We start from the raw sequence: 21,979 nt of genomic DNA, 5'->3' as shown, positions 1-21,979 counted from the left end.
GCAGCCCGTCAGCGCCCGGCATCGCTCAATTTTGGTTCGTACCCAGCAGCAGCGGCGCAAACAACGGGCTCAGTCTGGCGCTGCCCACGTCCGAAAGATGATCCGCATCCTTGTACTGCGAGTGGCCATCGACATCGATGGCACACAACCCGTCCTTGCACATCAGCGGCGTCGGGTCGATGACATGCACGCCCGAATCGGCGGCGCTCATCGAGCTGAACAGTGACGTGAAAAACTGCTGTCGCGCCAAGTGCTCCTGAAGCGGGCGTCCAAGGCCCTCTGCCGAGCGGCCGATTCGCGCCAGACTGGTCAAGCGGTCGATGAAGCTCTTGTGTTGCAACGGCACTTCCTTGAACAACCAGACTTGTGCGCCCGCCTGGCGCAGCTCGGCCACTTGCGCCTTGATGCCGGCGGCCATGCGCTGCTCTGCCTGGCGCGGGTTGTCCTTGCGATCAAGCAGGAATTGTCTGTCGCCGTCGCCATCTTCGCGACCATAAACGTACAGGCTCCAGTTCGCTGCCAGCACCACGTCCTTGATCCCCAGACTGATGACGCGTTCCATGTTGCGCTTATTGAAGTCTTTGCACTGCTGACGCAGCCTGTCTTCGATAATCGGCGGGCAACCCGTCAAGCTGTACAGCCACGCCGGCTGGACATTACGACCGGTGTTGCCTTCGATGGCCGGCAACAATGCGGCGGCGTGGCTGTCGCCCCAGAACAATTTTGTCGCCCCACTCTCCGGATCGCCGCCCACCAGACAGGACTTGGTCAGCGCCTTGTCCGTGCTCAAGTGCATGCATTTCGACTGCCCGGCGTTCCATTCCCGGGACTGAGCGTATTCCAGCGCCTTGCCGCTCAGACGCTGTGGAACGCCGTCTGCCGAGCGAATCGCCGAGCCGGTGATAGCCAGAACGGTGATCGATACCAGACCGCCGACCAACACCGAGTTACGGCTGGCGAATACGCGCTTTTCCCGAAATGGCAGTTCGATATAGCGCAGGCTCAGCCAAGCCAGACCCAGCGCCAGGGCCATCCAGCCCAGCGCCTCCAGAGGCTGGATGCCGTCGATCGAGATCGCATTGGCATACACATAGACCGGCCAATGCCAGAGGTAAAGCGAATAGGACAGCAAGCCGATCCACACCAGAGCTTGCATACTCAACAGTCGGCTAGTCCATGTCGCGCCCTGCGCGCCCGACCAGATCAGCGCCGTCGTGCCCAATACCGGCAGCAATGCTGCCCAGCCCGGGAACACCGTGGACCGGTCAAAGGTAAAGATCGCCACCAGCACCGCAGCCAATCCGGCCAGGCCGACAGACTGCCGAAGCCATGCGCTTGGGGCCTGCTTCGGCGCAGGCATCACCGCCAGCATGGCGCCGCACAGCAACTCCCAGGCGCGAGTCGGCAGCGAGAAAAACGCGAATTCGGGCCTGCGCTCGATATAGACGATGTTCAGGCCGAACGACACCAGCAGCACGGCGAACAGCATCCAGCGCCAATGCCGGACATAGCGCATCAGCAACACCATCATCAGCGGGAAGAAAATGTAGTACTGCTCTTCCACCGCCAGCGACCAGGTATGCAGCAGCGGTTTGAGCTCCGACGCCGGCGCAAAGTAGCCGTCTTCACGCATGAACAGGATGTTGGAGATGAACAACGACTGGTAACGAATCGTGCGCCCCAGCTCGGAAAGGTCTTTGGCCGTCAGCAACAGCCAGCCCAATGCCAGTGTTACCACTACCACCACCGTCAAGGCTGGCAGGATGCGTCGGGCGCGGCGCCCCCAAAAATCAAGGAAGCTGAAACGCTGCGCACTGATTTCACGGAACAAGATGGTGGTGATCAGAAAGCCGGAAATGACGAAAAAGACGTCAACGCCGACAAAGCCGCCACTGAATGTATTGAAGCCGAAATGAAACAGCAGAACCGGGATGACCGCCAGTGCCCGTAATCCGTCGATATCACGGCGATTGCCAAACGTATGCATGAAAAACCTTTCTTCTTTTGGATACAAAGTCCCTGAAAGCGCGAAAGTTATCAGCAGCCTTCGTTTCAATCCATACACAAATAATGGCGCGCAAAAAAAAACGCCCCTTTCGGGGCGTCTTTTTGAACAGCGCTGGTATTACTTGCGCTTCATCGACAAGAAGAACTCGTCGTTGGTCTTGGTCGTTTTCAGCTTGTCGATCAAGAACTCGATGGCCGCGACTTCGTCCATCGGGTGCAGCAACTTACGCAGAATCCACATACGCTGCAGTTCGTCGTCGGCGGTCAGCAACTCTTCGCGGCGGGTGCCGGAACGGTTGATGTTGATCGCAGGGAACACACGCTTCTCGGCGATCTTGCGATCCAGAGGCAGTTCCATGTTGCCAGTACCCTTGAACTCCTCGTAGATCACTTCGTCCATCTTCGAGCCGGTTTCAACCAGCGCGGTGGCGATAATGGTCAGCGAGCCGCCTTCTTCGATGTTGCGCGCAGCACCGAAGAAACGCTTTGGTTTCTCCAGGGCGTGAGCATCGACACCACCGGTCAATACCTTGCCGGAGCTCGGAATCACGGTGTTGTAGGCACGGGCCAGGCGGGTGATGGAGTCAAGCAGGATCACCACGTCTTTCTTGTGCTCGACCAGGCGCTTGGCCTTCTCGATCACCATTTCGGCAACCTGGACGTGACGGGTCGGCGGCTCGTCGAAGGTCGAGGCAACCACTTCGCCGCGCACGGTGCGCTGCATTTCGGTCACTTCTTCCGGACGTTCGTCGATCAGCAATACGATCAGGTGAACTTCAGGATTATTACGGGCGATGTTCGCTGCGATGTTTTGCAGCATGATCGTTTTACCGGCTTTCGGCGGTGCAACGATCAGACCGCGCTGGCCTTTGCCGATCGGAGCGCACAGGTCGATCACACGACCGGTCAAGTCTTCGGTGGAACCGTTGCCGGCCTCCATCTTCATGCGCACGGTCGGGAACAGCGGGGTCAGGTTCTCGAAGAGAATCTTGTTTTTCGCGTTCTCCGGGCGATCGAAGTTGATCGTGTCGACCTTGAGCAGAGCGAAATACCGCTCGCCTTCCTTCGGAGGGCGAATCTTGCCAACGATGGTGTCACCGGTGCGCAAGTTGAAGCGGCGGATCTGGCTCGGCGAGACGTAGATATCGTCCGGGCCGGCGAGGTAGGAAGCGTCAGCGGAGCGCAGGAAGCCGAAGCCGTCCTGGAGAATCTCCAGCACGCCATCACCGGAGATTTCCTCGCCGCTTTTAGCGTGCTTTTTCAGCAGGGAGAAAATCACGTCCTGCTTGCGCGAACGGGCCATATTTTCTATGCCCATCTGTTCGGCCAATTCGAGCAGTTCGGTAATCGGCTTTTGCTTGAGTTCAGTCAGATTCATATAGGAATGACGTAATCATTTATGGAGGGGGGAAATTAAGCTTTTGGCTTAATGAGGCCGCGCCGCAGAGAAGGCGACAGGATCGCGTACTTATTCGAAAAGGAGTGCGTCGGCGACGGCTAGCAGGGGGCATTGGAGAAACCAGTGCGGGGCCGAATGTACCACCTGAGTTTCGGAGCGTCTAGCCCTGAATACGCAAAAAGCCCCGCTAATTGCGGGGCTTTTTTTCAGGCACTTTGCTGCAACGCTTAGATATTGGCGTCGAGGAAAGCAGCCAGTTGCGACTTCGACAGGGCGCCGACTTTGGTCGCTTCAACGTTGCCGTTCTTGAACAGCATGAGCGTCGGGATACCACGTACGCCGTGCTTGGCCGGGGTTTCCTGGTTCTCGTCGATGTTCAGTTTGGCAACGGTCAGTTTGCCTTTGTAAGTCTCGGCAATTTCGTCCAGAACCGGAGCGATCATTTTGCAAGGGCCGCACCATTCAGCCCAGTAGTCGACCAGTACAGCGCCTTCGGCCTTGAGTACGTCGGCTTCGAAGCTAGCGTCGCTAACGTGTTTGATAAGATCGCTGCTCATGGAATTCTCCAGGTTGTAAGCAAAAAAACGTGGCCCATCATATCCGCCCCGCTCCGGTTCAGGAAGCCGCAGATGATTGAGTCTTGCTATGGTGCCTCATGAGTTTGGGTATAGCTCAAGTCAAGCGCTGGTGGGAGCAATGAAGGCGATTCCGGTGCGCAGTGCGGCGTTGCGCACGTGTTCCTGCATGGCTTTTTGCGCTGCACCCGAGGCACGGCGGGCCAGTGCGCGAAGGATCTTGCGGTGCTCCTGCCAGGTTTCCATGGCGCGTTCGGCGCGGATGAACGGTAGTTTCTGACTCTCCAGAAAGATCTCGGCGCTGACAGTAAGGATGCTCAGCATCGCCTGATTACCGCTGGCCAGCAGGATTCGTCGGTGAAATTCGAAATCCAGCTTCGCCGCGGCTTCGAAGTCACCGCATCGCAATTGCTCGCGCATGGCGGCGACATTGTCTTCCAGTGCATCCAGATCAGAAGTGCTCAATGTCACCGCCGCCAACCCCGCCGCAAAGCCTTCAAGGGCATAGCGTAATTGAAAGATATCCAGCGGCGAGGCCTGCGCCGCGAAGGGCCAGCTCCCGGCAATCTCCCCACGCGGCAACTCCACCGGCGACTGCACGAACACACCCTTGCCCGGCTGAATGCTGACCAAACCCAGCGCACTCAACGATGACAGCGCCTCACGCAACGACGCCCGGCTGACGCCCAGTTGAAGCGCCAGATCACGTTGCGACGGCAAGGCATCGCCCGCGGCGAAGCCCTGTTCGGTGATCAATTTGCGGATCGCTTGCAGCGCCACTTCGGGGACGGCGCGGGAGATCGAGTTCATGATTTTCAGACGTACCAGGCCAATGTGCGGCTAGTTGTAAAGCTATTCGCCCAGTCCGGCAAGTCGTGCCCCAGCGGGGTTCGGCGAACCTGAGCGATGCGCTATCGCAGTGCGAAAAACTACCTGACTGTTCAGACCAGTAAGACCGAGCAAACCCGCTGAAACTGCGGCGTGCCGGGGCGAAAGCGGCGTATTGGCACGGCCCATGCTCTGTCCGATCGCAGAAAATCCTTCCCGCCGATCCGGAGATTGTCCATGACCCTGCGTTACAGCGCCCTTCTCGCCTCCCTGTTTGCCGGCCTGTTGTTGTGCCAGGCGCCCGCTCACGCCGACGGTCTCGACGACGTGGTCAAACGCGGCACGCTGAAAGTCGCCGTGCCGCAGGACTTCCCGCCGTTCGGCTCGGTCGGCCCGGACATGAAACCCCGTGGCCTGGACATCGACACGGCGAAACTGCTGGCCGATCAGCTCAAGGTAAAACTCGAACTCACCCCGGTCAACAGCACCAATCGCATTCCCTTTCTGACCACCGGCAAGGTCGATCTGGTGATTTCCAGCCTGGGCAAGAACCCCGAACGCGAGAGAGTCATCGACTTCTCGCGCGCCTACGCACCGTTCTACCTCGCCGTGTTCGGCCCACCGGACGCGGCGATCACCAGCCTCGACGACCTCAAGGGCAAAACCATCAGCGTCACCCGTGGCGCCATCGAAGACATCGAACTGAGCAAAGTCGCCCCTGAAGGCGTGACCATCAAGCGCTTCGAAGACAACAACTCGACCATCGCCGCTTACCTCGCAGGCCAGGTCGACCTGATTGCCAGCGGCAACGTGGTGATGGTCGCAATCAGTGAAAAGAACCCGAAACGGGTGCCGGCGCTGAAAGTGAAGCTCAAGGATTCGCCGGTCTACGTTGGCGTGAACAAGAACGAAGCGGCGCTGCTGGCCAGGGTCAACGACATCCTCAACGCCGCCAAAACTGATGGCGCGCTGGAAAAGAACTCGCAGACCTGGCTGAAAGAGCCGCTGCCGGCCGATCTCTGATCGACTGCGCGGGAGAACCTCATGGCTTACCAGTTCGATTTCATGCCGGTGGTGGAAAACACCGACCTGCTGCTACGCGGCGCGCTGTTCACCCTTGAGCTGACGGCCATCGGCGCATTGCTTGGGGTGAGCGTGGGCATTGTCGGGGCGCTGGTACGGGCGTGGAACATCCGTCCGTTCTCGGCGATTTTTGGTGTCTATGTCGAATTGATCCGCAACACGCCGTTTCTGGTGCAGTTGTTTTTCATCTTTTTCGGCCTGCCGTCCCTCGGTGTGCAGATTTCAGAGTGGCAAGCAGCCGTGCTGGCGATGGTCATCAACCTTGGGGCGTATTCGACCGAGATCATTCGCGCCGGCATTCAGGCTATCCCGCGTGGGCAACTGGAGGCCGCAGCGGCACTGGCGATGACGCGCTTCGAAGCGTTCCGCCACGTGGTGCTGCTGCCGGCGCTGGGTAAGGTCTGGCCGGCCCTGAGCAGTCAGATCATCATCGTCATGCTCGGCTCGGCGGTGTGCTCGCAAATCGCCACCGAGGAGCTGAGCTTTGCCGCCAACTTCATTCAGTCGCGCAACTTCCGCGCCTTTGAAACCTACGCGCTGACCACGCTGATCTATCTGTGCATGGCGCTGCTGATCCGCCAATTGCTCAATTGGCTCGGCCGTCGCTACATTTCGAGGAGCAGCCAATGAGCGACTTCACGTTCTGGGACATCCTGCGCAACCTGCTCACCGGTCTGCAATGGACGCTGGCATTGTCGCTGGTGGCGTTTATTGGCGGCGGTATCGTCGGGCTGCTGATCCTGATCATGCGCATCTCGAAAAACTCCTTGTCGAGCAATATCGCCCGCACCTGGATCGAGCTGTTCCAGGGCACGCCGCTGTTGATGCAACTGTTTCTGGTGTTCTTCGGCGTGGCGCTGGCCGGGATCGAGATTTCGCCGTGGATGGCGGCAGCGGTGGCCCTGACCTTGTTCACCAGCGCCTATCTGGCGGAGATCTGGCGCGGTTGCGTCGAGGCGATCCCCACTGGCCAATGGGAAGCCTCATCGAGCCTGGCGCTTAATCCGCTGGAGCAATTGCGCTACGTGATCCTGCCGCAAGCGCTGCGCATTGCCGTGGCGCCGACCGTGGGTTTCTCGGTGCAAGTGGTCAAAGGCACCGCCGTGACCTCAATCATCGGCTTCACCGAACTGACCAAGACCGGCGGCATGCTCGCCAACGCCACGTTCGAACCGTTCATGGTCTACGGCCTCGTTGCCCTCGGCTATTTCCTGCTCTGCTACCCCTTGTCCCTCAGTGCGCGCTACCTGGAAAGGAGACTGCATGCCTCTGCTTAGAATTTCCGCCCTGCATAAATACTACGGCGATCACCACGTCCTCAAAGGCATCGACCTCAGCGTCGAGGAAGGCCAGGTCGTGGCGATCATCGGCCGCAGCGGCTCGGGCAAATCGACCCTGCTGCGTACGCTTAACGGCTTGGAGTCGATCAATGACGGCGTGATTGAAGTCGATGGCGAATACCTCGACGCCGCCCGCGCCGACCTGCGCAGCTTGCGGCAGAAAGTCGGCATGGTGTTCCAGCAGTTCAACCTGTTCCCGCACCTGACCGTTGGCGAAAACGTCATGCTCGCCCCGCAAGTGGTGCAAAAAGTGCCGAAGGCCAAGGCTGCCGAGCTGGCGCGCAAGATGCTGGAGCGTGTCGGCCTGGGCGAAAAATTTGATGCGTTCCCGGATCGGCTGTCCGGCGGGCAGCAGCAACGCGTGGCGATTGCCCGGGCGTTGGCGATGTCGCCGAAAGTGCTGCTGTGTGACGAGATCACTTCGGCGCTGGACCCGGAACTGGTCAATGAAGTGCTCGCCGTGGTTCGGCAACTGGCCAAAGAAGGCATGACGCTGATCATGGTCACCCACGAGATGCGCTTTGCCCGTGAGGTTGGGGACAAACTGGTGTTCATGCACCATGGCAAGGTGCATGAAGTGGGGGATCCGAAAGTGTTGTTTGCCAATCCGCAAACGGCGGAGCTGGCGAATTTCATTGGCACGGTTGAAGCGGTGGCCTGAAAAAGAGATGCAGGGGCTTTTAAGGCCTCATCGCGGCAAGCCCGCTCCCACACGGTTCTATGCAGGAACACGATTGTGCATTCGACGCCAAAACCTGTGGGAGCGGGCTTGCCCGCGATTGACCGCGCAGCGGTCACCTGCATTCCTGTGTCAGATCAAGGGTTTGAACCGTGCGCGTTGGCGTCAGCCGTTGATCGTGGCACGATGTCGGGGTTATCGACCGAGACCCCCTGACCATGCCGCAATCCAAAGCCAAGAATCTGTCCCTGATCGCTGCCATCGACTTGGGCTCCAACAGCTTTCACATGGTCGTGGCCAAGGCGCAGAACGGCGAAATCCGTATCCTTGAGCGCCTCGGCGAGAAAGTCCAACTGGCCGCCGGCATCGACGACCAGCGCCAGCTCAACGAAGAGTCGATGCAACGTGGCCTCGATTGCCTCAAGCGTTTTGCCCAACTGATCAACGGTATGCCGCTGGGCGCCGTGCGGATCGTCGGCACCAACGCCCTGCGTGAAGCGCGCAACCGCATTGAATTCATTCATCGCGCCGAAGAAATCCTCGGTCATCCGGTGGAAGTTATCTCCGGCCGCGAAGAAGCGCGGCTGATTTATCTGGGTGTGTCGCACACCCTCGCCGACACCCCGGGCAAGCGTCTGGTCGCCGACATCGGCGGCGGCAGTACCGAATTCATCATCGGTCAGCGCTTTGAACCGTTGCTGCGTGAAAGCCTGCAAATGGGCTGCGTCAGCTTCACCCAGCGCTACTTCAAGGACGGCAAGATCACCCCGGCCCGTTACGCCCAGGCGTACACCGCGGCGCGGCTGGAGATCATGAGCATCGAACACGCCCTGCACCGCCTGACCTGGGATGAAGCCATCGGCTCCTCCGGCACCATTCGTGCCATTGGCCTGGCGCTGAAGGCCGGCGGGCACGGCACTGGCGAAGTGAATGCCGAAGGCCTGGCCTGGCTCAAACGCCGACTGTTCAAGCTGGGCGATGTCGACAAAATCGATTTCGATGGCATCAAACCTGACCGTCGGGCGATTTTCCCGGCAGGCCTGGCGATTCTCGAAGCGATCTTCGACGCCCTCGAACTGCAACGCATGGATCACTGCGACGGCGCGCTGCGTGAAGGCGTGCTCTACGACCTGCTTGGCCGTCATCATCACGAAGACGTGCGCGAACGCACCCTGACCTCGTTGATGGAGCGTTATCACGTTGACCTGCAACAAGCGGCCAGGGTTGAGCGCAAAGCCTTGCACGCGTTCGATCAAGTCGCCGCTGACTGGGAGCTGGATGACGGCATCTGGCGTGAACTGCTGGGCTGGGCCGCGAAAGTGCACGAAGTCGGCCTCGACATCGCTCACTACCACTATCACAAGCACGGCGCCTATTTGATCGAACACTCTGATCTGGCCGGGTTCTCCCGCGTAGACCAGCAGATGCTCGCCCTTTTGGTGCGCGGCCATCGCCGCAATATCCCCAAGGACAAGTTTGCCGATTTTGGTGCCGACGGCGACAAGCTGATCCGCCTCTGCGTGCTGCTGCGCTTTGCGATCCTGTTCCACCACATCCGTGGTACGCAGACGATGCCGCAGGTGGTGCTGCATGCCAAAGGCAATAACCTTGATGTGGAATTTCCGCAGAACTGGCTGGATGAAAATCAGCTGACTCAGGCGGATTTCGGGCTTGAGGCTGATTGGCTGACGCGGGTGGGGATTGTTCTCACGGTTCACTGAGTAATTGGCTGGGACAAAAAAGGCGATCCTTCTGGATCGCCTTTTTTATTGGGTGTTCGGCTGGGATTTAGTGGTGTGCGTGAGATCAATGCCCCTCACCCAACCCTCTCCCGAGGGAGAGGGGGCCGATCTTCGTGCTTTTCAAATCTGTGTTCGACTCGATATCTCAGGTCGGCGTAGCTCGACCACTCAGCTCGGTCAGTCCCCCCTCCCTCGGGGAGAGGGTTAGGGTGAGGGGCTTTTGACTTTCAGCCCTCAGCTGCTCACCGGCAGAATCGGGCTACCCAACCGCTCCAACAACGTCGCCTGCGCACTCCTCGGGTTCTGGTTACCCGTTGGCGTGTTGCGGATGTAACGGCCATCCGACTGCAGGCTCCAGCTGTGGGTGTTGTCGGTCAGGTACAGCTCCAGCTCTTTCTTCACCCGGGTCAGCAGCTTCTTGCCTTCCACCGGGAAGCAAGTCTCGACGCGCTTGTCGAGGTTGCGCTCCATCCAGTCGGCGCTGGAGAGGAACATCTGCTCCTCGCCGCCATTGAGGAAGTAGAACACCCGGGTGTGCTCAAGGAAGCGACCGATGATCGAGCGCACGTGAATGTTGTGCGAAACCCCGGCGATACCCGGCCGCAGGCAGCACATGCCACGCACCACCAGATCGATGCGCACACCGGACTGGCTGGCCTTGTACAGCGCGCGGATGATCTTCGGATCGGTCAGCGAGTTGAACTTGGCAATGATGTGCGCCGGTTTGCCTTCGACAGCGAACTGGGTTTCGCGGGCAATCATGTCGAGCATGCCCTTTTTCAGGGTGAACGGCGCGTGCAGCAGCTTCTTCATGCGCAACGTCTTGCCCATGCCGATCAACTGGCTGAACAGTTTGCCGACGTCTTCGCACAAGGCGTCGTCGGAGGTCAGCAGACTGTAGTCGGTGTAGAGCTTGGCGTTGCCGGCGTGGTAGTTACCGGTACCCAAATGCGCGTAACGCACAATCTCGCCCTGCTCACGGCGCAGGATCAACATCATTTTGGCGTGGGTCTTGAAGCCGACCACGCCGTAGATCACCACCGCACCGGCCGCTTGCAGACGGCTGGCCAGTTGCAGGTTGGACTCTTCGTCGAAGCGTGCGCGCAGCTCGATGACCGCCGTCACTTCCTTGCCGTTACGCGCGGCATCCACCAGCGCATCGACGATTTCCGAGTTGGCGCCGGAGCGATACAGGGTCTGACGCACAGCCAGAACGTGCGGGTCTTTCGCGGCCTGACGCAGCAGGTCGACCACCGGAGTAAACGACTCGAAGGGGTGCAGCAACAGGATGTCCTGCTTGCTGACCACACTGAAAATGTTCTCGCTGTTCTGCAGCAGTTTCGGGATCTGCGGAGTGAATGGCGTGTATTGCAGCTCCGGATGGCTGTCCAGGCCGGTGATGCTGAACAGACGCGTCAGGTTGACCGGGCCATTGACCTGATACAACTCGGTCTCGCTCAGGTTGAACTGCTTGAGCAGGTAATCCGACAGGTGTTTCGGGCAGGTGTCGGCCACTTCCAGACGCACCGCGTCGCCGTAACGACGCGAGAACAGCTCGCCACGCAGCGCGCGCGCCAGGTCTTCGACGTCTTCGGAATCGAGTGCCAGGTCAGCGTTTCGAGTCAGACGGAACTGGTAGCAGCCCTTGACCTTCATGCCTTGGAACAGGTCATCGGCGTGAGCGTGGATCATCGACGAGAGGAACACATAGTTGTCGCCAGCGCCGCCGACTTCTTCCGGCACTTTGATGATGCGCGGCAGCAAACGCGGCGCCGGGATGATCGCCAGACCGGAATCACGGCCGAAGGCGTCGATGCCCTCCAGTTCGACGATGAAGTTCAGGCTCTTGTTCACCAGCAACGGGAACGGGTGCGTCGGGTCGAGGCCGATCGGGGTGATGATCGGCGCGATCTCGTCGCGGAAATAACGGCGCACCCAGGTCTTGATCTTGGTCGTCCAGTTGCGGCGACGGATGAAACGGACCTGATGCTTTTCAAGCTCCGGCAAAAGAATGTCGTTGAGGATCGCGTATTGGCGATCAACATGGCCGTGCACCAATTCGCTGATGCGAGCCAAGGCTTGATGCGGCTGCAAGCCATCGGCACCGGCCTGTTCGCGGGCGAAGGTGATTTGCTTCTTGAGGCCGGCGACGCGAATTTCGAAGAATTCGTCGAGGTTGCTGGAGAAGATCAGCAGGAACTTCAGCCGCTCGAGCAACGGATAGGACTCGTCCAGCGCCTGTTCGAGCACGCGGATGTTGAACTGCAATTGCGAGAGCTCACGGTGGATGTACAGGCTGCTGTCATCCAGGCCGGGAATGGCGATCGCCGGCACCGCCGCAGCGGTTTCGGTGACCGGCGCGGGTGGCGCTGGCTCCAGTTCCGGCGGGGTTTCGGTGATTTGTTCGACCACCGGCTGAGCTTCTTTTACGGCAACTTCAGTGAGTCCTTCGGTATTCATGGAATGTTCCTGGGAGGGCTATTTCTGCTCTCGTAACAATTGAGCGGCACGGACAGCAAAGTAAGTCAGGATGCCATCAGCGCCAGCACGTTTAAAGGCGGTCAGTGATTCGAGAATCACCGCTTCGCTCAACCAGCCATTCTGGATCGCCGCCATGTGCATGGCGTATTCGCCACTGACCTGATAGACGAAGGTCGGCACCTTGAAGGCATCTTTTACCCGGAAAAGAATGTCCAGGTACGGCATGCCCGGCTTGACCATGACCATGTCCGCGCCTTCAGACAAGTCCGCACCGACTTCGTGCAGCGCTTCGTCACTGTTGGCCGGGTCCATCTGATAGGAGGCCTTGTTCGCCTTGCCCAGGTTCGCGGCCGAACCCACGGCGTCGCGGAACGGGCCGTAATAGGCGCTGGCGTACTTGGCCGAGTAGGCCATGATGCGCACGTTGACGTGACCGGCAATTTCCAGCGCTTCACGAATCGCCTGGATGCGCCCGTCCATCATGTCCGATGGCGCGACAACCTGCGCGCCGGCTTCGGCATGGGACAGTGCTTGCCTGACCAGCGCATCGACAGTGATGTCGTTCTGCACATAGCCGTCTTCGTCGAGGATGCCGTCCTGACCGTGGGTGGTGAACGGATCGAGGGCGACGTCGGTGATCACGCCCAGCTCGGGAAATCGATCCCGCAGAGCGCGGGTCGCGCGCTGGGCAATGCCCTGCGGGTTCCAGGCTTGCGCAGCGTCGAGAGATTTCAGTTCCGGTGGCGTCACCGGGAACAAGGCCAGCGCCGGAATCCCCAACTCGACCCATTTGGCAGCTTCTTCCAGCAGCAGATCAATCGTCAACCGCTCTACGCCCGGCATCGACGCCACGGCTTCGCGGCGGTTTTCACCGTCGAGCACGAACACCGGCAGGATCAGGTCATCGACCGTCAGCACATTTTCCCGCACCAGCCGACGCGAAAAATCATCACGACGGTTGCGACGCAGGCGGGTTGCAGGGAACAGACGATTGGCGGGGGTAAAGCTCACGGCGGACTCCTGAGCCCGCGCAAACGGGCGAGCGTGACAGTTATAGACGGCCATTATGACGAACAGATGACAGTTGTGCGTGCACCGTGACATGTAGCCGCATTCCATTGTCAGTGCAGGAATAGTTCACGTCGAGACACATTTGGACACTTTCATGAATGTGCCCGAAGGGTTAGGCTGCGCGTTCATTTCGCCAGCACCCAGACAATGCTCCAACAATTTCTGCATGACTTTGGCTACTTTGCCCTGTTTCTCGGGACGTTCTTCGAAGGCGAAACCATTCTGGTGCTCGCGGGCTTCCTTGCGTTCCGTGGCTACATGGACATCAATATTGTGGTCGTCGTGGCGTTCTGCGGCAGTTATGCCGGTGATCAGCTGTGGTACTTCCTGGGGCGCAAGCACGGGCGCAAATTACTCGCGCGCAAACCGCGCTGGCAATTGATGGGCGATCGGGCGCTGGAGCACATTCGTAAGCATCCTGACATCTGGGTCCTGAGCTTCCGCTTCGTGTATGGCTTGCGCACGGTGATGCCCGTGGCGATCGGCCTGTCGGGTTATCCACCGGGGCGTTATCTGCTGCTGAACGGCATCGGCGCAGCCATCTGGGCCACCGCGCTGGCGGCTGCGGCTTACCATTTCGGCGCAGTGCTGGAAGGCATGCTTGGCAGCATCAAAAAATACGAACTGTGGGTCCTCGGCGCCCTACTGGTACTGGGTGTTGGCCTGTGGCTGCGTCGCCGCTTCAAGAATGCCCGTCTGGCGAGGAAGATCTACGCCGACGAGCAAGCCGCAAAAGCCGCGCAGTTGCAGCAAGTCGAACTGGCCAATCCCGCTGAACCCAAGACGCCAGCCGAGTAACTCGCTGGCGGGTGGCGCCCGCCATCCCACACTGCGCACAGCAGTGTGGTTCCTCCCGAAAATCATCAGTTCATCGTCGCCCTCTTCCTGGCGCGAGCCGAACAGTCTACTCAAATAATGAACACCCCGCCGTCGTTGCGATCCATGTAGAAAGCGCTCTGTGCATGCTGTGTCCGATACTTGGACGGCGTGAGTCTTGAGGCTGATCCCAAGGGTCGCCGCCCATGAACCCTATGGCAACCCGCGATAAATTAGTGGACATTTAGCGCTATGAATCTGGAGAGAAAACCATGAGCAAAAAAGTCGCAGTGATCCTGTCCGGCAGTGGCGTTTACGACGGCGCCGAGATCCATGAAAGCGTCATTACCCTGCTGCGCCTCGATCAACGCGGCGCGCAGGTGCAGTGTTTCGCCCCGAACATCTCGCAATTGCACGTGATCAATCACCTGACTGGCGAGGAAATGCCCGAGTCGCGCAACGTGCTGGTGGAATCGGCGCGCATTGCTCGCGGCAATATCAAGGACATCCGCGAAGCCGACGTCGAAGACTTCGATGCGCTGATCGTGCCCGGCGGTTTTGGCGCGGCGAAGAACCTCTCGAATTTCGCCATCGAAGGCGCCGGCTGCACTGTGCAGCCGGACGTGCTGGCCTTGGCCGAGGCATTTGCCGAAGCGGGCAAACCGGTGGGGCTGATCTGCATCTCGCCGGCACTCGCGGCAAAAATCTACGGCCCGGGCGTAACCTGCACCATCGGCAACGATGCCGACACCGCCACGGCGATGAACAAGATGGGCGCCACCCACGAAGACTGCGCCGTGACCGACATCATCGAAGACAAGGCGCGCAAACTGGTGACGACTCCGGCGTACATGCTGGCGCAGAACATCAGCGAAGCGGCCTCGGGGATCAACAAACTGGTCGACCGTGTGCTCGAACTGACCCACGAGAACGACGCCTGATACCCCGGCAGCACAAAAAACCAAATGTGGGAGCGAGCTTGCTCGCGAAAGCGGTGTGTCATTCAACTCAATGTTGTCTGATACAACGCCTTCGCGAGCAGGCCCGCTCCCACATTGGATTTGTGCAGAGTCAGGGTTTGCGAGCAAGGCGAGTCAGGATGCGGTCCAGCGCATTGGCAAACGCCTGCTTCTCGCGATCGCCGAATGGCGCAGGGCCGCCGCTCATTTGGCCCTGCTCGCGCAGATCGGTGAACAGGTTGCGCACCGCCAACCGGTCACCCATGTTCTTCTCGTCGAACTCCTTGCCACGCGGATCCAGCGCTGCCACGCCCTTCTTCACGAGCCGATCGGCCAGCGGAATATCGCTGCATATCACCAGCTCACCGGGCACCGCGTGCTCGACCAGATAATCGTCCGCCGCGTCCGGGCCGCTCGGCACCACAATCAACTTGACGATGGCCAGCCCCGGCTTGGTCTGCGGCTGCCCGGCCACCAGCACCACTTCGTACTGTCGCTTGAGGGCAAACTTCACCACCAGATCCTTTGCCGCCCGCGGACAGGCGTCGGCATCGATCCATACACGCATTTTGTTTACCTCTTAAAAGCAAAAGATCGCAGCCTTCGGCAGCGCCGACAGGGTTTTCGGTGGGTCACAAATAGTGTGATCACCTCTATCCCCCTGTAGGCGCTGCCGCAGGCTGCGATCTTTTCAGGATCACACAATCAAGCAGCAGAAACCCGCTTCTTCTCCGCCACCCAACTACGCCCATACAACACAACAATCGCCAGAATCGCCACCGCCTGTGCCGCCAGCGAATACGCATCGGCGTGAATCCCCAGCCAATCGAAATCGAAAAACGGCACTGGCCGCGTACCGAAGATCCCGGCTTCCTGCAGCGCCTTGACACCATGCCCGGCAAACACCACCGACAACGCACACAGCAGCGCGGCGTTGATGCTGAAGAACAGCGTCAGCGGCAGTTTCGCCGAACCGCGCAAGATCACCCATGCGAGCCCGACCAGCAGCACCAGTGCAGTCGCGCCACCGGCCAGCACGGCGTCATGCCCGGCGGGGCCAGCCTGCAGCCAGAGGGTTTCGTAGAACAGGATCACTTCGAACAGCTCGCGATACACCGAAAAGAACGCCAGGATCGCAAAGCCGAAACGCCCGCCACCGCCGACCAGACTGCTTTTGATGTAATCCTGCCAGGCTGCCGCGTGCCGACGGTCGTGCATCCACACGCCGAGCCACAGCACCATCACGCTGGCGAACAGCGCCGTGGCGCCTTCGAGCAATTCGCGCTGCGAGCCGCTGACGTCGATCACATACGCCGCCAGCGCCCAGGTACCGAGACCGGCCAGCAACGCCAAACCCCAACCGACGTTGACGCTGCGCACGGCCGACTGCTGACCGGTGTTGCGCAGGAACGCGAGGATCGCCGCCAGCACCAGAATCGCTTCCAGACCTTCGCGCAGCAGAATCAGCAGGCCGGAGATGTAGCTCAGCGACCAGCTCAAACCGTCGCTGCCGAGCAACCCGGCGGACTCTTTCAGCTTCGCCTTGGCGGCGTCCAGACGCTGCTCGGCCTGCGCGACCGGCAAGCCATCCTGCAACGACTGCCGATAGGCCATCAGGGATTTTTCGGTGTCCTTGCGTACGTTGGCGTCGACGTTATCCAGCGAACTCTCGACCAGCTCGAACCCTTCCAGATACGCCGCCACCGACAGGTCGTAGGCCTGATCGTGCTCACCCGCGCGGTAGGCCGCGAGGCTCTTGTCCAGCGTCGCAGCGGTGTAGTCGAGCAACTGCGCCGGGCCACGTTTGACCTGCGGCGGCTGCGCACGCTGAGCGCGGAAGGTCGCGGCGGCTTGCGCGCCTTCGGCGGCCTGCACTTCGGTCGGTGTCTGGCGCGCCAGATCAGCGATGTTGTAATTCTTTTCGGATTTGGCCGCCGCTGCATCGGCACTGAACCCGGCGATGTAAGTGGCCAGATCCCAACGCTGGCGATCATCGAGCTGATCGGCAAACGCCGGCATGTCGGTGCCTTCGACGCCTTGGCCCAGCGTGCTGTAGATCGCGTACAGGCTGAGATGATCCATGCGCGCCGCATCACGCAAATTGGCGGGCGCCGGTGTCAGCCCCAGACCTGCCGGGCCGTCACCGGCGCCTGTATCGCCGTGGCACACCGAGCAATTCTGCGCATAGAGCGGCGCACCACGGGTTGGGTCCGGGGTGATGATCGGCGCCTGGCTCACTTCATACGCCACCGCCAGTTTCGCCCCCAGTTGCCGCGCCTGACGGGCCACTTCGGCGCCGTCCTGCTTGGCGGTAATGGCTGCATGCAACGCATCGACGCCCTGCTCCAGCGCAGCTTTCTCGGGTTTGGCCGGCAGGTTGGCGATCAAGCCTTGCAGCGCTTGGGTGAATTCCAGCTGTTCGCGGTATTCGGAGTCATCCATGACTTTGCCCGCGGCTACCGTTGGCGGGTAGTCAGCGCTGATGTAATCAAGCAGGTGCAGCGCTTGCGGCGCGCCTTCCACGGTGTCGGCCAGCAGGTTGAAGCTGCTCAGGGCGAACAACGGAAACACCAGCCAAGCCAGGAAGCGGGACGAGGCAGTCATGAATGATTCTCAAATGGAAATACGAAGTTACATATTGTTCACTTCGACGACGATTCACTCAAGCGTTGTCTGAGTTTCTGATCCTACTAGCAGGATTACCTGACAGATCTTTGGCATTTCGCACGCTTAGAATTCGTTCAACGCGCACCACTGTGGCTTCGGAGCGGATGATGGCCCATACCAACCGGTGCGCAATTAAAAAGCTATTACATAGCCATCATTGGTTGCTTATAATGCCGCGCCCTCGCTATCGCGAAGCGGCATTAAAGCTCCTCTGGTTATGAGGAATTGGCAGGAGGCCAGCGCCTCCGCCAAACGGTCCCAGCAGCCCGACCCGCACACGTGGCTGCAGTAATTCAGGGAAGAAGTACCCCTATGGCATTCCGCGCCCCTACTCTGATCGCCCTCAGCGCCGTCACTCTGCTGTCCGGCTGTTCGGCGTTTCGCAATTACGATTCCGAACTGGCACAAACCAACCAGCAACTGGCTTCCGGCAATGTCGACGCCGCGCTGACCCTGCTGGAAAAGAACAACACCAGCCCCGACAAAGACCTGCTCTATTACTTCGAGAAAGGTGAGTTGCTCCGCGCCAAGGGCGATCTGTCCGGCAGCCAGAATGCCTGGTCCAGCGCTGATAAGGTCGTCGGGCAGTGGGAGGATTCGGTCAAGCTCGATACCGGCAAATACCTCGCCCAGTTCGGCAGCTTCGTGGTCAACGACAAGGTCCGCCGCTACGAAGGCTACGACTATGAAAAAGTCATGCTGACCACGCAGATGGCCCTGAACCTACTGGCGGTCAACGACTTCGACGGCGCTCGCACTGCGATCAAGAAGACCCACGAACGTGAAGCGGTGATCGCCGACCTGCGCGACAAGGAATACCTCAAAAGCGAGGAAGAGGCCGAGAAAGAAGGCATCAAGACTCAGTACAAGGATCTGCAAGGCTACCCGGTCGCCAGCCTCGACGCACCGGACGTGGTCAGCCTGAAAAACAGCTACCAGAGCGCGTTCAGCCATTATCTGGCCGGTTTCGTCTACGAAGCCCTGGGCGAGAAAGACCTGGCTGCACCGGGCTACCGCAAGGCTGTCGAACTGCGCCCGAACACGCCGCTGCTGGAACAGGCACTGGTCAACCTCGACAAGCCGGGCAAAAGCGATGACAGCGACATCCTGATCGTGGTGCAAAGCGGTCTGGCGCCAGCACGCGATTCGATCCGCGTGCCACTGCCATTGCCGATCTCCAACAACGTGGTGATCACACCGCTGTCGTTCCCGATCATCAAGGCCGACACCTCTACCGCGCCGTTCGCGCAGATCGGTGTCGATGGCCAGCAAGTCAACCTGACTGCGCTCAACAGCACCACCGCCATGTCCCGTCGTGCCCTGCGTGATGACATGCCCGGCATCATCCTGCGCACCACCGTGCGCGCAATCACCAAAGGTGTCGCGCAGAAGCAGATCAACGAAACCAACCCACTGGCGGGTCTGGCAGTAGGTATTTCTTCAGCCGTGCTCGAAGGTGCCGATACCCGTACGTGGCGCACCCTGCCAGACAACACCCAAGTGGTGCGTCTGCGCTTGAAGAAAGGTGAACACCAAGTGACTCTGCCGAGCGCCGTGGGCGGATCCGTGGTCAGGGTCACCGTCGATCAGCGTTATCAGGTGATCAGTCTGCGCGCCGTAGGCAATCAGGTGTTCGCTGGAGGTCTCGCCGCCCACGTGATCCCGAGCGCCCGTGCGACCAACGTCGCCAGCCTCAAACAACCTTAAGAACGGAGTCTTTACATGCGCTTCAAACTCATCGCCGTCGCCGCCCTCGCCTTGCTGGCCAGCGGCTGCGCCACCCCGCCACCTCCAGAGCCGGGCAGCGCCGCGAGCAAAGTCGTGGCCATGGGCCCGCAGAAACACATCGTGGTCGGCGCCATGCGCGTCGCCCGCGAAAACGGCTTCATGACCGTCAACGTGCAGTTGAGCAACACCCTCAACAGCAACAAGATTTTCTACTACCGCTTCGCCTGGCTCGGCGCGGAAGGTTTCCCGGTTGCTGAAGAAGAAGTCTGGAAAAGCCAAATGATGTATGGCGCCCAGACCAGCTTCATTCAGGCGATCGCCCCAACGCCTAAAGCCGTGGACTTCCGTCTGGAAATCAAGACGCCTTAAGCCCGCCACCCTATTCCTGTTTTAGAGAGCACTGACATGTTTGTTCGCTTTTCCTGCATCGCCGTTATCGCCCTGCTGGCCTCCGGTTGCGCCAACACCTCGCCGACCCTGGGCAGCAAGAACATCAGCTACGGCGACACCAAGGCTGTTGAAACCGTCACCAACGAATTCGGTTCGACCGACCTGCAGATGATCGCCGAGTCGATGACCCGCTCGCTGGCTCAGTCCGGCATTCTGCAGGGTCGTCCGGTGGTTCAGGTCTACGACGTGAAGAACAAGACCAGCGAGTACATCGATACCCGCGAAATCACCACCAGCATCAAGACCCAGCTGATGAAGACCGGCGTTGCCCGCTTCGCCAGCGACAACAACGCGATGCAGAGCCAGGTTGACCAGCTCAAGCTGCAAAACCAGAGCGGTCTGTACAAGAAGAGCACCGTGGCCAAGACCGGCAACATGGTGGCTGCCAAGTACCGCATCGAAGGCTCGATCAGCTCCATCGTCAAGCGCAGCAGCGATTACAAGGACGTCTTCTACAAATTCAGCCTGCAATTGATCGACGTTGAAAGCGGTCTGGCCGAGTGGATGGACGAAAAAGAGATCCGCAAAACCACGGAGCGTTAATCGATGCGCACATGGATTGGCATCATGGCCCTGGCTTGCGCGTTTGGCGCGCAAGCGGCCCCGAAAGTCGCGGTGACGGATCTGGCGTATCAGGAACGTGTGGAGCAATACATCCACATCGTTTCGGCGCAGAGCAACTATCGTGAGGGTTACTACAGTGCCAGTGGTTCTTCGAGCTATAACGAGATCGAAGCCACCACCAGCTACATCGAGCAGACCGAGCTGCGCAAGTTCACCGGCGACATCAAGGGTGAAATCCTGCGTACCGGCATGTTCCAGCTGGTGCAGGGCACGCCGTACACCGCGTCATCCAAGGGTGACATTTACGACGTGATCAAGCGGATCAAGGCCGGCAACTTCAAGGGTGCCGACTATGTGCTGTTCGGCACCGTGTCGGACATCGACTTCACCCAGGACATGAACGAGCTGGCGCACACCGACAGCTATTCAGCGGTACTGGGCCTGACGTTGGTGGCGGATTTCAGCCTGATCAACACCAAGACCTTCGAGATCACTTCGGCCTTCACGGCGATGGGTGAAGCGCAAGACACCAAACTGGTGAACGGCCGCGACATCAAGATCTCGCTGAATCGCCCACGGGTGGTGCGCGAGGTGTCGAAGGCGCTGGGCGAAGACGTGGCCGGGCAACTGAGCCAACAGCTCGGTGGCGGTGGTTACGAGCAGCCGCGCGAGGCGCAGCAGCGCAACAATCTGCCGCGCGATACGGCGCCAGTGATTTTGCGCTGATTCATGGGATGACCTGTGGCGAGAGGATTTACCCCTCGGCGCAAGTCAGTGCCAGACAGAGCAATAAAAAAGGCGACCCCACAGGGTCGCCTTTTTTGTGTCTTGCGGTTTAGACCGCCGCTTTGCGCAACGTCGCCATAAACGCTGCGGCGCCAATGAACAACCCGGCAAACGTGCGGTTCATGCGTTTTTGCTGCTTGGGCGTACGCAACAGGCGCAAGACCTTGGACGCCAGACCGGTGTAGGCGGCCATGACAATCAGGTCGACAAACACCATTGTCGCGCCGATCACCAGATACTGAATAAGCAGCGGCGCATGGGGATTGATGAACTGCGGTAGCACCGCCAGCATGAACACCAGTGCTTTGGGATTGCCCATGTTGACCAGGAAACCACGGAAGATCAGAACCAGTGGCTTGCCCATTGGGCGAATGGCCGCGTCATCGCTCATGTCGCTGGGCAGTGCGCGCCATTGCTTGATCCCCAGGTAGACGAGATAGCCAACGCCGAACCATTTGATTGCATAGAAGGCTGTAGCGGAAGCCGCGAGGATCGCGCCGACACCGGCGCCGACAATTGCGATTTGCAGGGCCAGCCCCAATTGCAACCCCAGCGCGTTCCAGTAACCACGCCAGAAACCGTATTGCAGACCACTGGACATCGACGCGATAGCACCCGCGCCGGGCGTAAGACTGATCAACCAGCAGGCGGCAAAGAATGCCAGCCAAGTTTCAAGCTCCATCGCACACCTCAACTCTGACTCGTGACGAACGACTAAGCTAATTCGACTTGGCGCCGCTGACTATCGATTTTTTGTAGGAAAAGGGGACTACAGAAAACCCAAAATAAAGGATCCTGCTTTAA

The 21,979-nt window shown here is 59.7% G+C and carries 20 protein-coding genes; 11 read left to right on the top strand and 9 right to left on the bottom strand.

Annotated elements, in window-relative coordinates; translation table 11 throughout:
* Positions 1 to 25: 25 nt before the first annotated feature.
* The 4 genes from AB4P91_RS06860 to AB4P91_RS06845 all read right to left on the bottom strand — a co-directional run bounded on the left by AB4P91_RS06860 (position 26) and on the right by AB4P91_RS06845 (position 4,791).
* Positions 26 to 1,987, bottom strand: coding sequence for an acyltransferase family protein (locus tag AB4P91_RS06860; RefSeq protein WP_150687921.1), 1,962 nt, complete (start codon positions 1,985 to 1,987; stop codon positions 26 to 28).
* Positions 1,988 to 2,125: 138 nt separating this feature from the next.
* Positions 2,126 to 3,385 carry a transcription termination factor Rho gene (rho, locus tag AB4P91_RS06855; protein WP_042561678.1) on the bottom strand — a complete coding sequence of 420 codons (1,260 nt, stop codon included), beginning with the start codon at positions 3,383 to 3,385 and terminating at the stop codon, positions 2,126 to 2,128.
* 248 nt (positions 3,386 to 3,633) lie between these two features.
* Positions 3,634 to 3,963: a thioredoxin TrxA gene (gene trxA / locus AB4P91_RS06850; RefSeq protein WP_003206727.1), complete on the bottom strand. Its 330-nt coding sequence runs from the start codon at positions 3,961 to 3,963 to the stop codon at positions 3,634 to 3,636.
* A gap of 120 nt (positions 3,964 to 4,083) precedes the next feature.
* A complete protein-coding gene (locus AB4P91_RS06845; protein WP_150597863.1) occupies positions 4,084 to 4,791 on the bottom strand; it encodes a FadR/GntR family transcriptional regulator in 708 nt (235 codons plus the stop codon).
* A 255-nt stretch (positions 4,792 to 5,046) separates the two neighbouring features.
* Here AB4P91_RS06845 and AB4P91_RS06840 point away from each other — a divergent pair, with 255 nt between their 5' ends.
* From AB4P91_RS06840 to ppx, 5 genes are all read left to right on the top strand, one after another.
* The gene (locus AB4P91_RS06840) at positions 5,047 to 5,832 is read left to right on the top strand and encodes a transporter substrate-binding domain-containing protein (RefSeq protein ID WP_395604529.1); all 786 of its coding nucleotides are present in this window, start codon (positions 5,047 to 5,049) and stop codon (positions 5,830 to 5,832) included.
* Positions 5,833 to 5,853: 21 nt separating this feature from the next.
* The gene (locus AB4P91_RS06835) at positions 5,854 to 6,522 is read left to right on the top strand and encodes an amino acid ABC transporter permease (RefSeq protein WP_047304094.1); all 669 of its coding nucleotides are present in this window, start codon (positions 5,854 to 5,856) and stop codon (positions 6,520 to 6,522) included.
* Positions 6,519 to 7,169, top strand: a complete 651-nt coding sequence (locus tag AB4P91_RS06830) for an amino acid ABC transporter permease (protein WP_150593502.1) — start codon at positions 6,519 to 6,521, stop codon at positions 7,167 to 7,169. The genes AB4P91_RS06835 and AB4P91_RS06830 overlap by 4 nt, the downstream gene beginning before the upstream one ends.
* A complete protein-coding gene (locus tag AB4P91_RS06825; RefSeq protein WP_395604528.1) occupies positions 7,156 to 7,893 on the top strand; it encodes an amino acid ABC transporter ATP-binding protein in 738 nt (245 codons plus the stop codon). Before AB4P91_RS06830 ends, AB4P91_RS06825 begins: the two co-directional genes overlap by 14 nt.
* A 236-nt stretch (positions 7,894 to 8,129) precedes the next feature.
* Positions 8,130 to 9,632: an exopolyphosphatase gene (gene ppx, locus AB4P91_RS06820; RefSeq protein WP_150593500.1), complete on the top strand. Its 1,503-nt coding sequence runs from the start codon at positions 8,130 to 8,132 to the stop codon at positions 9,630 to 9,632.
* Positions 9,633 to 9,887: 255 nt separating this feature from the next.
* Here the strand turns inward: ppx and ppk1 are convergent, their stop codons facing one another.
* Both ppk1 and hemB read right to left on the bottom strand, forming a co-directional pair.
* A complete protein-coding gene (gene ppk1 / locus AB4P91_RS06815) occupies positions 9,888 to 12,113 on the bottom strand; it encodes a polyphosphate kinase 1 (RefSeq protein WP_115146609.1) in 2,226 nt (741 codons plus the stop codon).
* A gap of 18 nt (positions 12,114 to 12,131) precedes the next feature.
* Positions 12,132 to 13,145 carry a porphobilinogen synthase gene (gene hemB / locus AB4P91_RS06810; protein WP_150593499.1) on the bottom strand — a complete coding sequence of 338 codons (1,014 nt, stop codon included), beginning with the start codon at positions 13,143 to 13,145 and terminating at the stop codon, positions 12,132 to 12,134.
* Between the two features lie 207 nt (positions 13,146 to 13,352).
* Here hemB and AB4P91_RS06805 point away from each other — a divergent pair, with 207 nt between their 5' ends.
* A complete protein-coding gene (locus AB4P91_RS06805; RefSeq protein ID WP_150593498.1) occupies positions 13,353 to 14,003 on the top strand; it encodes a DedA family protein in 651 nt (216 codons plus the stop codon).
* Positions 14,004 to 14,293: 290 nt separating this feature from the next.
* Complete coding sequence (gene elbB / locus AB4P91_RS06800; protein ID WP_042561688.1) at positions 14,294 to 14,962, top strand: isoprenoid biosynthesis glyoxalase ElbB; 669 nt, start codon at positions 14,294 to 14,296, stop codon at positions 14,960 to 14,962.
* 130 nt (positions 14,963 to 15,092) lie between these two features.
* On the opposite strand, the gene AB4P91_RS06795 is transcribed toward elbB, so the two are convergent.
* Positions 15,093 to 15,548: a YaiI/YqxD family protein gene (locus AB4P91_RS06795; RefSeq protein WP_042561689.1), complete on the bottom strand. Its 456-nt coding sequence runs from the start codon at positions 15,546 to 15,548 to the stop codon at positions 15,093 to 15,095.
* A 137-nt stretch (positions 15,549 to 15,685) separates the two neighbouring features.
* A complete protein-coding gene (locus tag AB4P91_RS06790) occupies positions 15,686 to 17,584 on the bottom strand; it encodes an FTR1 family protein (protein WP_150593496.1) in 1,899 nt (632 codons plus the stop codon).
* A 375-nt stretch (positions 17,585 to 17,959) separates the two neighbouring features.
* On the opposite strand from AB4P91_RS06790, the gene AB4P91_RS06785 reads away from it, so the two are divergent.
* From AB4P91_RS06785 to AB4P91_RS06770, 4 genes are read left to right on the top strand one after another with little or no spacing between them, the layout of a single operon-like run.
* Entirely contained in the window at positions 17,960 to 19,354 is a 1,395-nt protein-coding gene (locus AB4P91_RS06785) for a COG3014 family protein (RefSeq protein ID WP_395604527.1), read from the top strand.
* Positions 19,355 to 19,369: 15 nt separating this feature from the next.
* Entirely contained in the window at positions 19,370 to 19,744 is a 375-nt protein-coding gene (locus AB4P91_RS06780) for a YcfL family protein (protein WP_042561692.1), read from the top strand.
* 36 nt (positions 19,745 to 19,780) lie between these two features.
* Complete coding sequence (lpoB, locus tag AB4P91_RS06775) at positions 19,781 to 20,368, top strand: penicillin-binding protein activator LpoB (RefSeq protein ID WP_007911129.1); 588 nt, start codon at positions 19,781 to 19,783, stop codon at positions 20,366 to 20,368.
* 3 nt (positions 20,369 to 20,371) lie between these two features.
* The gene (locus tag AB4P91_RS06770) at positions 20,372 to 21,115 is read left to right on the top strand and encodes a penicillin-binding protein activator LpoB (protein ID WP_150593494.1); all 744 of its coding nucleotides are present in this window, start codon (positions 20,372 to 20,374) and stop codon (positions 21,113 to 21,115) included.
* Between the two features lie 109 nt (positions 21,116 to 21,224).
* Here AB4P91_RS06770 and AB4P91_RS06765 read toward each other — a convergent pair whose 3' ends face one another.
* Positions 21,225 to 21,857, bottom strand: coding sequence for a LysE family transporter (locus AB4P91_RS06765; RefSeq protein ID WP_395604526.1), 633 nt, complete (start codon positions 21,855 to 21,857; stop codon positions 21,225 to 21,227).
* Positions 21,858 to 21,979: the final 122 nt, after the last annotated feature.

This window comes from Pseudomonas sp. B21128, assembly GCF_044218865.1.
GTDB classification, from domain to species: domain Bacteria; phylum Pseudomonadota; class Gammaproteobacteria; order Pseudomonadales; family Pseudomonadaceae; genus Aquipseudomonas; species Aquipseudomonas iridis.
This window is presented reverse-complemented; position numbering and strand designations above follow the sequence as displayed.